This is a genomic window from Mycobacterium sp. PS03-16, assembly GCF_004570325.1.
Lineage (GTDB): Bacteria > Actinomycetota > Actinomycetes > Mycobacteriales > Mycobacteriaceae > Mycobacterium.
In genome coordinates this window covers 1-14,287 of record NZ_SPQO01000060.1, presented here as the reverse complement: position 1 = coordinate 14,287, position 14,287 = coordinate 1, and the positions used below count along the sequence as shown (strand labels likewise).

The 14,287-nt window shown below is 69.5% G+C and carries 12 protein-coding genes and 1 pseudogene; 2 read left to right on the top strand and 11 right to left on the bottom strand.

Features of this window, described 5'->3' with window-relative positions:
* From E4P42_RS26225 to E4P42_RS26175, 11 genes and pseudogenes are all read right to left on the bottom strand, one after another.
* Positions 1–291, bottom strand: a pseudogene (locus E4P42_RS26225) (MinD/ParA family protein); the annotation flags it as partial.
* Positions 292–398: 107 nt separating this feature from the next.
* On the bottom strand, positions 399–686 hold the full coding sequence (locus E4P42_RS26220) for a WXG100 family type VII secretion target (protein ID WP_135129563.1): 288 nt from the start codon (positions 684–686) through the stop codon (positions 399–401).
* Positions 687–718: 32 nt separating this feature from the next.
* On the bottom strand, positions 719–1,018 hold the full coding sequence (locus E4P42_RS26215) for a WXG100 family type VII secretion target (RefSeq protein ID WP_135129562.1): 300 nt from the start codon (positions 1,016–1,018) through the stop codon (positions 719–721).
* Positions 1,019–1,104: 86 nt separating this feature from the next.
* Positions 1,105–2,457 carry a PPE family protein gene (locus tag E4P42_RS26210; protein ID WP_135129561.1) on the bottom strand — a complete coding sequence of 451 codons (1,353 nt, stop codon included), beginning with the start codon at positions 2,455–2,457 and terminating at the stop codon, positions 1,105–1,107.
* 44 nt (positions 2,458–2,501) lie between these two features.
* On the bottom strand, positions 2,502–2,795 hold the full coding sequence (locus E4P42_RS26205; protein ID WP_135129560.1) for a PE family protein: 294 nt from the start codon (positions 2,793–2,795) through the stop codon (positions 2,502–2,504).
* Between the two features lie 148 nt (positions 2,796–2,943).
* Positions 2,944–4,722 (bottom strand): type VII secretion protein EccCb, encoded by a 1,779-nt coding sequence (gene eccCb, locus E4P42_RS26200; protein ID WP_135129559.1) that lies wholly within the window; start codon positions 4,720–4,722, stop codon positions 2,944–2,946.
* On the bottom strand, positions 4,719–6,950 hold the full coding sequence (eccCa, locus tag E4P42_RS26195) for a type VII secretion protein EccCa (RefSeq protein ID WP_135129558.1): 2,232 nt from the start codon (positions 6,948–6,950) through the stop codon (positions 4,719–4,721). The genes eccCb and eccCa overlap by 4 nt, the downstream gene beginning before the upstream one ends.
* A complete protein-coding gene (gene eccB, locus E4P42_RS26190) occupies positions 6,950–8,440 on the bottom strand; it encodes a type VII secretion protein EccB (protein WP_135129557.1) in 1,491 nt (496 codons plus the stop codon). Before eccB ends, eccCa begins: the two co-directional genes overlap by 1 nt.
* Positions 8,441–8,443: 3 nt before the next feature.
* Positions 8,444–10,165 (bottom strand): type VII secretion AAA-ATPase EccA, encoded by a 1,722-nt coding sequence (gene eccA, locus E4P42_RS26185; protein WP_135129556.1) that lies wholly within the window; start codon positions 10,163–10,165, stop codon positions 8,444–8,446.
* On the bottom strand, positions 10,158–10,652 hold the full coding sequence (locus tag E4P42_RS26180) for a YbaB/EbfC family DNA-binding protein (RefSeq protein ID WP_135129555.1): 495 nt from the start codon (positions 10,650–10,652) through the stop codon (positions 10,158–10,160). Before E4P42_RS26180 ends, eccA begins: the two co-directional genes overlap by 8 nt.
* A 12-nt stretch (positions 10,653–10,664) precedes the next feature.
* Complete coding sequence (locus E4P42_RS26175; protein ID WP_135129554.1) at positions 10,665–11,525, bottom strand: ESX secretion-associated protein EspG; 861 nt, start codon at positions 11,523–11,525, stop codon at positions 10,665–10,667.
* A gap of 602 nt (positions 11,526–12,127) precedes the next feature.
* Here E4P42_RS26175 and E4P42_RS26170 point away from each other — a divergent pair.
* Together E4P42_RS26170 and E4P42_RS26165 are read left to right on the top strand one after the other, a co-directional pair.
* The gene (locus tag E4P42_RS26170) at positions 12,128–13,486 is read left to right on the top strand and encodes a MinD/ParA family protein (RefSeq protein ID WP_135129553.1); all 1,359 of its coding nucleotides are present in this window, start codon (positions 12,128–12,130) and stop codon (positions 13,484–13,486) included.
* A gap of 165 nt (positions 13,487–13,651) precedes the next feature.
* Positions 13,652–14,287 (top strand): MPT63 family protein (locus E4P42_RS26165; RefSeq protein ID WP_135129552.1); only part of this gene is annotated, 636 nt, incomplete at its 3' end.

The window sequence follows — 14,287 nt, the reverse complement described above, 5'->3', positions numbered from 1 at the left end:
GGTGCGCATCATGCCGTTCGGCGGCCGCTGCGGCGCGGGCGCCGGAGCGGTCGGCGGCATCTGCGTGGTGATCTCGGACTGCCGCGGCGGCGGCGCGGGCGCGGCCTGGGTTCGTGGCGGCGTGATCGGCATCGGCGGCGCGGCGGAGTCGTCGCTGCGCGGGGCGCCGGCGGCCGGCGCCGCGTTGGCCTGCTGCTGCATCAGCGCCTCGCGGTCGACGTACACGGTCGCCTCGTCGGGCGTCTGAGCGGCGTCGGGAGAATGGAAGAGCCGGTCATAGTCGGCCGACATGGGAACCCCTCAAGTGGTTGGTCTGCGCTGAACAACGCACGAGGTGGGCGAGGTCGGCCGGCACCCTATCGGCCGGCCTCTCCCGCCCACCTGCACGCGACTGCGTCTTAGGCGAACATCCCGGTGACGCCGGCTTCGGTCTGAGCCATGGTCGAACCGGCCTCGCTGATGGTCTGCGCCAGATTCTGCAGGGCCGCATTGAGTTCGGCGGAGGTGTTGTCCCAGCGGGCCTGGACGGCCTGGTAGGCCTCCGAACCCGAACCGCCCCAGACCGCCGCCAGCGATCCGAGCGAGGCCTTGCCCTCGTCGAGCAGACCCTGGGTGGTGCTGACCGCGCCGTTGATCTCGCCCGCGCCGCCTTCGATGCCCGCGAAGTTCCATACCTGTTCCGACATTGATTACTCCCGTTTCTGTGGTCTTGAGGTGGTCAGAGGTTCATCGAGGAGGCGAGCGTGCCGGCCTGATCCTCGTCGGTCGAGCCGTACTGGGTGCCCGAGGTGTGGATGTTCGACGAGATCTCGGTCAGCGTCTGCACCTGGGCCTGGGCGGCCTCCTGGTAGCGCAGCAGCGCCGCCTGCGCAGCCTCGCCGGCCTGGCCACGCCACTGCGGGATCAGGCTGTTGGCGGTGGCGTCGACCGAGCGCATGACGCCCTGCAGCTCGCCGGAGATTCGCTCGAAGTTGCTGGCCTCCTTGGCGAGGACAGCAATATCGGTATTCATTGCCATGTTGGACTCATTCCTTGTTTTCCTGTGTCCTCACCACGGGAATGGCGAGTCTTCCGGCCGTGTGACCGGAAAGTCTGTCGCGACCGTCACCAGTCGTCTTCTTCGTCTTCGCCCAGGTCATGGGCGAGCGGCGCGGGTGCGGTGAGCCCCGCCTTATTGCCGCCGCTCTTACCGCGCTGGCCGGCCATGCCCATCGGCCCCGCACCGCCCCCGGCCCCGCCGACGGGTGCCAGCCCGGCGGCCGTGGCGCCGGCCGCGGCGCCGGCCACCCCGACCGGCGCGACACCGTCGAGCTTGTCGCCGATCAGGTTCGACATCAGCGGGGTCCGCGCCGAGGTGCCGCCGGCGCCGGGCAGCGACGCCGCCCGCACCAGACCGGCGCCCGAGCTCGCGCCCGACCCGCCGGCCAGCGGATGGTTCGAAAACGGGGTGGCCCCGATCAGGCCGATCTGCGCCTTCTGCCCGCCCAGGTTGCCGCCCATCCCGCTGAACACCGACGAAACCTGCTGCAGCGGTTGGGTGATCATCTGCATCGGGGTCTGCACCATCTGACCCATCTGCTGCGGGATCTGCGCGGCCATCGATCCCATCTGTGAGGCCATCTGCATGCCCATCTGCATGCCTTGCTGCATCCCCTGCTGCATCACCTGGTCGCCCTGCTGCTGACCGGCCTGCTGGGCGGCGTTCTCCCCTTTCTGCACCGCACCTTGGGCGCGCTGCGCGGCCATGTTCCCCTGCGCCATCGCCCGGCCGGCGTTGAGACCGACCGACTCGAGCTTGGCCGTCGCGCTGGCCTTGGCGATGGTCGCGTTGCGCGCCATGCTCATCGGCACATGGGCCGCCGCCTGCGCGGCCGCCGCGGCCGCCGAACTCTCCCCGACCCCCGGGATGACGATCGGCTTCATCGGCGGGATCGGCTCGAACAGCAGGTTCATCTGCGTCTCGGCCTGGTAGACGCTCATCGCCGTCGAGGCCTGGTTCCACATCCGCACGAAGTAGTCGAACTCGTTGACCCCGATGGGAACCGTGTTGATTCCCAGGAAGTTCGTCGCCTCGAGCACCGCGTGGGTGATGTGGTTCTGTTCGATCTCCGGCAGCGGCGGAGTAGTTGCCATTGCAAGGGTGTAGCTGTTTGCCTGATTGGTCGCCTGCAGCGCCCGCTTCATGGCCTGCGCCGACGTGGTGCGCAACCAGATCACCATCGGCATGGTCGAGGCGACGGCCCGCTCGCTGGCCATGCCCGACCACATCCCGGTCAGATTCGCCAGGCTCGCCGCCAACTCGTCGGCCTGCGTCTCGAGCAACACGGCGAGTGCCTCCCACCCCGCGGCGGCCTGCAGCATCGGCGCAGGACCGGCCCCGGCCATCAACCGGCCGGTGTTGACCTCGGGCGGCAACGCCGCCCAGGTCGGAGGTAAAGGAATGCCCGAGAGTGCCATGGAAAGTGACCGACTCCGCTACGAATCCGCAGACGAGCCGCTGGTCAGAACGTGCTGGCGTTCGCGGCGTCGGTGGCGGTGTAGATGCCGGCGATCTCGATGAACGCCGCGCCCGCGCGGGAGAGCTCCTCCTGGGCGAACGTGTTCAGCGCCAATGTCTCGGCGCCCTCGGCGGCGAACGTGGCGGCGGCCATCGCCGACACCTCGTCAGCGCCCGCGGGCACGAGCGCCGTCACCGCGGCGGTGGCCGCCGTGCCGCCCGCGAGACCCCGCGCCCCGTTTGCGACCACCTGGCCGCCGACGCTCACCGCACCCGGATTGTGTTCGAGAGGTTGCATTTGCGCATGCTCCTTCAATGGTTCCCGACAAATCGGACAAGCGACCGTGAACGGTGTGGGCGCGATGGCCTGATCGTCACTGAACCTGTCCCCCGACATCTTTGCTGGCGGCTGAGCGCCAACGTTGCTGCGATGCTCTGTTTAGATACTAACCGCCCATTGGGGGTGGTGCTAACACTTCTTCTTCGGGGGGATCCACATAGGCCGCCTGGATCACTTCCTTACCGTCCGGAGAGACGAGAAGTGCCTGGCCAGGCGGCCGCTTACGGAGCTTGATCTCGCTCGACGGGAACTCCGTCTTCTCCCCCGACAGGAACAGCGTGGGGGTGCCGGCGCCGTAGGCCGAGCCCACGAACTTGTCCATCGTGGCGCGATGCGCCTGACTCATCTGGCAGGTGACGATGATGTGCAGCCCGATATCGGCGGCCGCGGGCAACAACGGCGCCAGCGGCGCCATCGGGGGCACCATCCCGGACGCCGCGACGATCATGTGCCAGTCGTCGACCAGCAGCACCACGTCCGGTCCGCTCCACCACGACCGGGACCGCAACTGCGCGGTGGTCAGGTCCGGCGGCGGCAGCCGTTTCTGCAGGTTGGTCGCCAGAGCCTTGATTGCCGCCTCCAGCGAGGTGTGGTTGCGGTTGACCGCGCCGGCATCGAGCAGGTGACTCTCGGGAACCGCGTCCAGCAACGCCGACCGGTAGTCGGCGAGCATGAACCGCACTTGCTGGGGGCTGTTGCGCGCACAGATCGCCTGTGCCACCGCATGCGCGATCCGCGTTTTGCCGGACTTCGGGGCGCCGAAAATCAGCAGGTGCGGGGTCATGTTCATCTGGTTGTAGGCGACGCTGAGGTCGGATTCCCGCACACCCAGCGGGATCTGCCAGCGGGTGCGGTAGTCCGACTCCGGTCCCGGCGGGCTCGGATCGAGCTCATGCAGATAGATGCGCTCGGGCAGCACCCGCACCTGCGGTGCGCGTTCGGTGTGCTGAGCGGAGATGTACTGGACGGCGGCGCTGATCGCCGGCACCAGGTTGGCGGCGCTGTGCAGCCCGTCCATCCGGGGCACGCCCATCATCAGGTGGTGCTTCTCCAGCGAGATCGCGCGGCCCGGCCGGTTGGCCGGGATCTCGCGGGTGATGCGGTCGATCTGGGTCTCGTTGACGTCGCCGAGACGGAACTCGATCTTGGTGCCGAGGTAGTCGCGGACGCGGGACTTCAGCTCGGTCCAGCGCGGCGTCGAGATGATCACGTGCACGCCGAACGCGAGGCCCTGCCCGGCGAGGTCCTGGACCAGCGGTTCCAGGTCGGGGAACTCGGCGACGAACGCCGGCCATCCGTCGATCACCAGGAACACGTCGCCGAACGGATCCGCGGCGGCCGCGTGGTTCGGGTCCTGACGCATCTGGCGGTACGCCGCGATCGAGCCGACGCGGTATTCCTTGAACGTCCGTTCCCGCTGCCGCTGCACGGCTTTCACCTCGGCGACCACCCGGTTGACCCGGTCGGGTTCGGCGCGGGTCGCGACACCGCCGACGTGCGGCAGGTCTTCGAGGTACATCAGGCCGCCGCCGCCGAGGTCGACGCAGTAGAACTGCACGTCGCGCGGTGAGTGGGTGGCCGCCGCCGAGAGCATCAGCGTCTGCAGGAACGTCGACTTGCCGGTCTGTGGGGCGCCGCCGACGGCGATGTTGCCGCCCGCGGCCGAGACGTCGACGCCCCACACCTCCTGGCGGTGCCTGCGCGGTTCGTCCATGATGCCCAGACCGAAGCGCAGCGGGCGGCGCTCGTGGTCGCGTTCGACGAGTTCGTTGACCGGGGTGGGATCGGTCAGCGGCGGCAGCCACATGCGGTAGGCACGGGTCTCGCCGGTGGCCAACTGATCGAGGACGACCTCGCGCAGCACCTTCTGCTCGGAGGTCGTCATGACGTCACCGCCGTGTCGAAGATCGGTGTCGCAGTGAACTGGTGGATGCGAATCCGCTTGTGCCCGTTGGTTCTCGGCTTGGCCTCGCCGTCCTCCTGGTTGGGCATGCTGGGCACGTAGGGGTTACCGGTGTAGACGCTGTGGAACTTGACCGGATCCTCCATACCGACGCGCAGGAAGCCGACGCCACTCTCCTTGTTGGTGATGTACTGCGCCTCCGGGGTGCCGATCACCGCCTTGGACTCCGCGGAACTGGTGGTGCGCAAGGCGATCCGGTAGGTGAGGTTGGGCTCGAGTTTGTCGATGCGGACACCGCCGGTGTTCAGCGACTGGGTGGCCAGCAGCAGGTGCACCCGCAGCGACCGGCCGACGCGGCAGATCCGGTCGAACAGGCCGATGAAGTCGGGGTGGTTCTGCAGGAGTTCGGCGAACTCGTCGACCACGACGAACAGCGTCGGCAGCGGCGGCAGATCCGCCCCGCGTTCGCGGTGCTTTTCGTACTCGGCGACACCCGACAGCGCACCGGCGGCGCCGACCTGCATTCCCGCCTGGCGCAGAATCGACTGGCGGCGGTCGAGTTCACCGGTCAGCACCTCGCCCATGCGGCTGACCAGCTCGGCTTCCTCTTCCATGTTGGTCACCACCGCCGCGGTGTGCGGCAGCTTCTCCATTCCGAGGAACGTCGACCCGCCCTTGAAGTCTGTCAGGAGGAGGTTCACCTGGTCGGGATGGTGCGTTGCGGCCAGCGAGAGGATCAGTGTGCGAAGGAATTCCGACTTACCGGACCCGGTGGTGCCGATGAGCATGCCGTGCGGACCGGCGCCGAACTCCGCGCCCTCCTTGATGTCGAGGTACATGATGTCGCCCGACTTGAGCTCGTGACCGAACGGGATCTTCAGCCGATCGCGGTCGGTGTCGGTGAACATCCGCCAGCGGGTCGGCGTCACCTCCTCGACCGTCTGCGCGCCGACCAGCTGGTGCCACTCGGTGGCCACCTTCTTCTGCACGCGCACGTTCTTGTCGATGATCGTGCCGGTGATCGACCAGCCCGCCAGCTTGCGGGCCACCCGGCCGGCCTGGCCGGCGGTCATCCGGTCGGTCACGTTGGTGACGAGGCGGAACGGCTGATTGGGCAGTTTGTCGTCGGCGGTGCCGTCCGCGGCCACCCGGATCCGGTACATCGAGCCGTTGTGATTGCCCAGGGTCAGCACGGTGACGCCGGCGCGGCCGTCGACCGGGAAGCCGGCGCGCCCGCCGGTCAGGTCGATCACCACGACGTAGGGGCCGCTGGGCGCCGCGTCGGCGGTGTGCGGTCCGCGGGCGGTCAGGTCGGACAGGCCGTCTGGCCGGGTGAACACCATGCGGGTGGCGCCCGCGGCGTCCGTGTCGGTCTGGTGCTGGACGTGCGGCAGCCACTTCAGCCAGTTCCAGTCCGGGTCCTCGGGGTTGTCGACGAGCACCCGCATCTGCACCAGGTCCGGCGGATGGAACACCGCCAGGTGACAGATCATCGCGGTCAGCAGACCGGCCGCGCCCGCCGGGTCGCCACCGATGGCGATGGTCGGAAAGGTCCGCAGCTGAACGAGTTTCGGGCAGTCGTGGATCAGACCGTGGGTGCGCAGGAATTTCGTCACCCACATGTGGCTGACCGGTTCGAGGTGGGGCTGCGGCGCGGCCTGCGGACCGGCCAGCTCCCCGCCCACCGACGGCTTGAGCAGCCGGTCGACGGCGGGTTCGGAGCCCAGGCCGATACGGGTCGCGGCGAAGAAGTCGTGATTGGCCTGCCGTGACCACTGCCTGCTGGTGCCGATGATCGAGAGCAGATCCTCGGGATGCGGGGCGTGGTAGTTGAAGAACGTGACCTGCGCGGCCGCCGACGACGTCACGCGGGTGCGCAGGCCGGACAGGTAGCGCAGGTACTCCTTGCGGTCGGCGTTGATCTCGGGCACCCGCTTGGCGCCGGAACCACCGCCCGCCATGAAACCGACGGTCGCCATCACCATCATCAGCGGCATCATCAGCATGTACGGCGACAGCTGGCGGACACCGGTGAAGATCATGATCGCGATCATGCCGAGCATGCAACCGCCCATCACCCACGGCAGCGCGCGCTGGATACCCGACGGCGGGATCTCGACACCGAGATCGTCGGGCGGGGTCACGGTGATCTCACCGGGCGTCAGACGCGGCCCCCGCTTGATCGTCGGGGTGAACTTCTTGGTCGTCATCAGCCGCCTCCGCCGCTCGATGTGGCCGGTTGCGCCCCGGAACTCACACCGTCCTCGCCCACCCGGCGCGGATCGGGGCTCGCCGGCAGTGTGTCGTGTTCGAGCAGGGCGGCCGACTTCGACAGCACCGGGCCGTCGACGAGCAGGCTGACCACCTGCCACGGCGCGGTCACCGGCGCGCTCAGGCCCAGGCTGTTCGCGGTGTCCTCGTCGGGGACGCCATAGCGGACGCCCTGCGGGTCGATGTAGTACATGCTCTCGCCGAAGCGCGGGTCCGGCGACTGCAGCCGGATGAACTGCCCGCCGTCGATGTACACGGTGGCGTCGCCGGTGATCTGCTCGATCCCGGTGCCCAGCGCCGACGGGGCGATCGGCAACCGGCGGCCGGCGATGACGGTGGTGCGCGGCGCCTGGTCGCCCGCCACCCGCTGCCACGACCAGCACAGCGCCGGATCCTCTTCGCGCAGCAAGATGTCCAGCGCCTTGTCCGGCAGGGGTGAGACGTACACCTGCTCGGGGATGCGCGACACCACGCTGGCCTCCACCAGCGGTGGCTCGATCAGGCCGTAGGAGTTGGTGGCGCGCAGGGCCGCCGCGGTCGGGTCGTTGATCCGCGCGACGCCGTCGGGCAGCACCACGTAGTGCTGCTCCTCATCGGATTCGGTGGTGACGGTGCGGAACACCGAGCCGATCACCAGTTCGGCGGGCAGCCCCGCCGTGTTGGGTTCACCGGCGCGGGCGATCTGCGGCAGCTGCCACGGGCCGGCGTTGGGCAGCGCGTTGAACAGACCCTCCGAGATCGGGGTGGCCTTCGCGGTGACCGGGATGCCGACCGCCGACGTCACCGCCCGGTCGGCCAGGTCGATGGAGTGCCTGCCGCCCTCGGTGATCAGCCAGTCGGCGCCCTTGAAGGTGACCAGCATGCCCTGATCGGGGCGCATCGGCCCGACGGTGGAATCCACCACGAGCGGACGCACGATCACCGACGTCTCCACCGTGGGCGCCACGCTCTCCGGTCTGGTGACGGTGTCGCACAGGGTCCACATCGATTCGGCGGCGCCCGACACCGGGGTCGCATACGGCGCGCCCGGGATGCCGATGGGTTGACCCTTCGTCATCTGGTTCAGCTCATCGGATTTCACCGCGACCGGGGTGCCGGCGTTGCCGAGCACCAACCGCGCGGAGGTGAGGTTGTACACCGGTCGGAGCTCGCCGTCACCCGGCATCACCACGTAGAGCTGGTTGGTGCTGCGGTCCACCAGCAGCTGGTCACCGCCGCGCTTACCGAGCGGTTTGAAGTAGGCCAGCAGCGCCGCGCCGAGACAGATGAGGACGGCGATGATGATGCCCGCACCGACCGCACGGCTGTAGAACTGCAGCGGATCGTCGAACATGCGGGTGTCGCGCCGCACGATCGCGTGCTCGACGCGACGCAGCAGGAAGCGCCAGCCGCTGACCTGGACCTTGGTGGTAAGCCGGAAACTCGCCATCGATCACCCGTTGATGTTCAGGCGGGCATGGACGGCGGCGATCGCCGAAGCCATGTCCTCGCCGCTGATTTCACTCAACTGCTCCACCCCCAGGCTGTCGAAGTCCAGCGAGCGGGCCAGCCGCATGTCCCGGTTCTGCTCCCCCGCCTCGACGAGCTGGCGGGCATAGCGGCCGTTGCCCGCGATGTCGAGGGCCGGCTTCCCGCCGAGCGCGCGCTGGCTGAGCAGCGTCGCCGCCTCGTGCACCCGCTTCGCCGCGTCCTCGCTCAACGCCGAATCATTGGCCGTGGCAATGACTCTGGCGATATCGACGATCTCGTCGGGCGAATAGGAGTCGAACTCGATGCGCGTGGCGAAGCGCGACCGCAGGCCGTCGTTGGTTTCGAGCAGGCGGTCGATGTCGGAGCTGTAGCCCGCGATGATCACCACGAGGCGATCGCGGTCGTTCTCCATTCGCGCCAGCAGTGTGTCCAGCGCCTCGGTGCCGAACGGGTCGGCCCGGCCGTCGCGCTCCTGCACCAGCGTGTAGGCCTCGTCGATGAACAGCACGCCGCCGACCGCACGGTCGATGGTGCGGGCGGTCTTCACCGCTGACTGACCCTCGTACTCGGCGACGAAATCCTTGCGCGACGTCTCGACGAGCTTGGGTTCGCCGATCACCCCGAGCCCGGCCAGGATGTTGGCCACCACACGGGCGATCGTGGTCTTACCGGTGCCGGGCGGGCCGGCGAAGATCATGTGCTTGGAGGTCTGGGCGACCTTCATGCCCCGCGCGGCCCGGATCCGGGCCATCTGGGTGGCGGCGCGGTAGGCCTCGATCTGTTGCTTGACCCGGCCGAGTCCGATCTGCCGGTCGAGTTCGGCCTGCGCCTCGGCGAGCAACCGGTCACGGCCGGACGTGTCGGCGACCACGCTGTCCGGATCCCACGGGTCGGTGCGCGCGGAGATCTTCTCCGGCGTCGTGGTGATCAGTCGGTAGGCCGGATCCCTCAGGGCTGTGGAAACTTTCGGCTCCGGGAAGGTGGCCTGCAACCATTCGAGCAGTGCGGTCGCGGCCTCTTCGTTGCCCTGGCTGCGCCGCGTCATCGCGAGGTACCAGGCGATCGCGGGCGCGCAGGCCTCCCCCGCCGGGGACGCATTGGATTCGGTGAGCCGCCGTTCGGCTTCGGTGAACAAGCCGAGGTTCGCCGCCGCCACGCCGTGCGCCACCCCCGCCGCCGCCGCGAGGAACTTGTCGGGCCACGCGCTCGCGCCGCGCACCTCGTCGATGACGTCGGTCCAGCGTTGGGCCGCAGCGTAGATCACGGCCTTCACCCAGGAGACCAGGTGGTCGGCGCCACCGGCCGGCACCGCCTCGAGCGCCTCCATGGCGTCGGCGTAGTTGCCCTCTTTGGCCTCGTACACCGCGAAGCCCATGGTGATCGCCAGCGGCGAGTTGATCGGATAGGTGATGTCGCCGAACGGACCGCCGATCGGGATGCGGGCGCCGAGCGCGTTCATCGAGATCTCGGCCGCCCCGGCCAGCAGCCCGAAGTTCGAGCGCGAGTACCACGCCCGGAACATCGTCACCCGGTCGGTGTCACCGCACCGGATCCGCCCGACCCACGCATCGCAGGCGGTCTCGTCGTAATTCGTGATGTCGGTGAACAATTCGAAGGAGCGGGCGGGCGCGGTCGGCAGCATGCCGACCGCGGTGCCGAACAGGCTGGCCAGTTGATCACTCATGGCTATCTGCGTACCTGGTCGTGAAGACCTCGGCCCGGCGTGCCTGGGCTTCCTCCGGGGTGGGCAGGTCGAGGTCGCGCTGCAGGAAGTCGCGGGTCGCCGGGTCATCATGACCCTGCCGGCGCATCCCGTCGAGCATCACCTCGTACTGCGCCGACCGGGCATCCTGGGTGGCCAGTCCCGCGATCACCACGATCTCCTCTGCGAGTTCGGTTTCGGACATGTTCGTCACCCGCGGTGTGAGCGCGATGTGCTGGACGCCGCCGTCGAGGTGGGTGGTCACCGTGACGGTGCCCGGCGGATTGGTGACGGTGAACAGCGGTCCGGCGTCACCGGCGTCGGACGGCAGCGGCGGGGCGTAGTCGTCGAAGGCCGCCAGACCGGAGTCGTCGGACGGGTCGCCGGCCGCGGCCGGATACGAGAAGTCGAGGCCCGACAGATCGTCGTGGCCGTCGGACGGGTCGTACGGCGACGTGTCACCCACCATGAAGCGACCCGCTCATTCCCCGTGGGAGCCGTCGTGGAAACCGTCTGCCTCGCTCTGGTCGAACCAGGTCTTCGACGGCAGGAACTCGATCAGCCCGTCCAGCGCACGCTGCAGATTCTCCTGAGTGCCGGACAGGAAGCTGCCGTACAGCTCACCGCTGACCCGGCGCGGGATCGACACGATGCGTCCGTGCCGCGAGTCGAGCACTCCGGCCGCGACGTCGGCGGTGGTCTGGGTGCCGCCGGGGTGCCGCTCGGTGACGGTCAGCTCCACCCAGCTGGACGGCTCGCTGATGATGTCGGCGTACGCGCGGGCCGAGGGAACCGCGACGCCGTAGGCCTGAAGTTCGCCCGCGGTGCGGCAGCTCGCGAGCTCGGCGGCGACGCCGGTCAGCGGCTCGACCTCCGCGGCGGGCGCGCTGCCCAGGACGGTGGCGACCATGTTGGCCAGCCCGATCTGCGGCGCGACGCGCTGCAACACCAGCATGTCGTCGTCGCGGGCGGCCACCACGTGGCGCTCACCCTTGCGGCAGACGACGAAGCGCACCATCTTGCCGCCGACGTCGCGGCGCCACCACCGGCCCTCGAGCACACGGTCCGAGCGGCTCAGCGTGTCGACCATGGCGGCCACTTCGGGGTGTGGGTCGCCGTAGAGGTTCAGCACCCCCTGCGCGGTGAGGTCGCGCGCCACCTGGTCCCACACGGTCTGCCGCAGGTCCGGCTGCGGGATGTTGAGCCGGATGCCCAGCGACGGCGGGAAGTCCATGATGTTGAGCCGGTCGGCGATGACCAGCATCCCGTCGATGGTCACCTCGACACCGACGACGTCGTCGTAGTGCGTGCCGCTCGACGTGGCGGTCGCACCGGTCATCATCGGCGATCCGTTGCGGTCAGCGGCCCGCGCGCCCACAGGTGCGCGGCCGTCACACGCGGCGCATCCATAGATCCCCCAACCTCGAATGTCTCGAACTGAATGTAGCTGCCGCCCGGCAGCCGGGCCACCGCCGTCGTGGAATTTGCCATCTGCCACCGGCGCCGCTGACCGCGGCACGGCGCGATTCGCGTTTGCCGCATGCGAGCGTACCAGTGCACCGACCACCTCCAGCACATCAATTCGCCACACCCGACGGTGTGATGCGGGCGGCGCGCAGCGGGTGATCAGCAATATACCGCCCCGTGCGCCGTTCCCGATCAACTCCGCGAAACACCGTCGACAGCGAACTCTCAGATCGATCGCCCCGGCGTGAATCCGGCCGCGGGCGGCGACCGGCCTGCGCCGCGACGGCATCGTTGCGGCCCTTGCCGGGTGAGCGCCGGTGCGCCGGCCCGCGCCGCGCCGGCTACACCGGGACCGCTCGGGACATAACTTTGCTGATGGTCGGTGCCGTCCGCACCTCGACCGACGACTGGTCAGGTGGTTGATACTGGGAGACGGCCGACGTCCGCGTCATGAGCAGATCCACGAGGAGATGAGTAGTGACCGACCGCGATGACGCCCTGCGCCGGGAACTCGGCTGGACCGGGCCCGAGGAGTCCGACTTCGAACCCGACACCGGCCCGTCCGGGCCCCGGATCCCGCCGCCGCCGGGTCCGGCTGATGCCCCGACCCTGATCCACGACCCCGACCGGCCGCGCGGCAGCTTCCGGGACCCGTACCCCGCCGCGCCGCCACCTCGCGAGGACCACGGCGCCCCGCCGCCGGGTCCTGCACCCTGGGCGTCCGCACCGCCGCCGGGCTGGCAGGTTCCGCCCGGCCCCCGGCCGCCCGCGCCCCACCCGCCGATGGCGCCGCCCCCACCTCAACACCCACAGCAGCCGCCACCGCAGCAGCAGCCGTGGCCGTCCGGCGGATACGGACCCGACCGCGCGATGGGCGGCCCGCCGTCCGGGTCGTACGCCGACGGCATCCGCGCCGACCGGATCATGCCGCCGCGGCGCACCCCGCCGGCCCGCGGGTGGCGCCGGCTGGTGTTCAAGATGAGCTTCGGCCTGATCAATCCCGGGCAGTCGCCCGACGAACTGCGCCAACTCGAACTCGAGCGGCGGATCCGCGGCGTGCTGCGCGGGCACTACAAGGTCGGCGTGATGGGCAAGGGCGGCGTCGGCAAGACCACGGTGTCGGCCAGCGTCGGCTCGGTGTTCGCCGAATTGAGGCAGGACGACCGCGTGGTGGCGATCGACGCCGACACCGCGTTCGGCAAGCTGGGCAGCCGAGTGGACCCGAAGGCTGCGGGGTCGTACTGGGAGCTCGCGTCGGACCAGCATCTCGACTCGTTCGCCGATGTCCGCAACCGCGTCGGCAACAACGCGGCCGGGCTGTTCGTCCTCGCCGGCGAAGGTTCGCCGGCCCGCCGCCGGGTGCTCGATCCGGCGATCTACCGCGAGGCCACCTCCCGTCTGGACCGGTACTTCTCGATCTCGATCGTCGACTGCAGTTCCACGATGGACTCCCCGGTGACCCAGGAGGTACTGCGCGATCTCGACGCGCTGATCGTCGTGTCATCACCCTGGGTGGACGGTGCGGCCGCGGCCGGACAGACCCTCGACTGGCTGGCCAACCGCGGGATGACCGGCCTGCTGCAACGAACGGTCGTGGTGCTCAACGACTCTGACGGCCACGCCGACAAGCGGACCCGCTCGCTGCTGGCGCAGCAATTCGCTCAGCACGGGCAGCGGGTGGTCGAGGTGCCGTTCGACGGGCATCTGCGCCCGGGCGGCGTGATCGACGGGACGCGGGAGATGAGCCCGCCCGCGCGCCGGAAGTTCCTCGAAGTCGCCGCGGCGCTCGCCGAGCACTTCCCGTCCACCGACGACCGCTCCCGGGAACGCGACTGACGCCTCCCGACCTGGGGACCGGGGGTGCCCAGCAACCTGATCATTTGCTACGTTGCCTAACGGGACCGCCTCCAGACCGGGGGAGTCGGCCGTAGGACGACTCAGGAGTGAACGATCTTGAAGAAATCGATTTTCGCAGCATCCATCGCGGCCGCGGGTGCGGTCATGACGGCGCCGCTGGCGGGGGCACAGACGGGGCCAGAGGTGCACGACCTCGGCCAGCAGGCCGACGTCGTCAACGGCAATGTCGTGCAGGGCTGGACCGTCACGGGTCTCAAGCAGAGCACCGACGCCATCCCCTATCAGGTGCGGGGGACGCTGTGGGAGGCCACCGCGACCGACGAGGCCATCCAGGGCTCCGTCACGCCGATCGTGTCGAACTTCAACGCGCGCGCCGCCAACGGAGAGACCTACCGGGTGCTGTTCCAGGTGCCCACGCCGCAGGGCGTGAACCCGGCCACGCTCGCCCAGGGCCAGGAGACCACCGGCAAGCTGTACTTCGACGTCACCGGCGCGCAACCGGACAGCGTCGTCTACAACACCGGCGGCCAGGACGTGGCGCTGTGGGTGCAGCCGCCGCCGTCGAGCACCGCACCGTCGGGCTCGGGTTCGGGTTCGGGTTCGGCGTCCTCGTACGGCTCCGGGTACGGCAGCGCGACATCGTCCGCGCCGGAGGCCGCCGAGGCGGCGCCCGCCCCAGCCGAGGCGTCCGCGCCGGGTGCCCCGGCTCCCGCCGGCGCCGAGATGGTCCCGGCCCCGGCCGGCAGCTCGGGCACGCCGCTGCCCGCGGGCAGTGCGGGC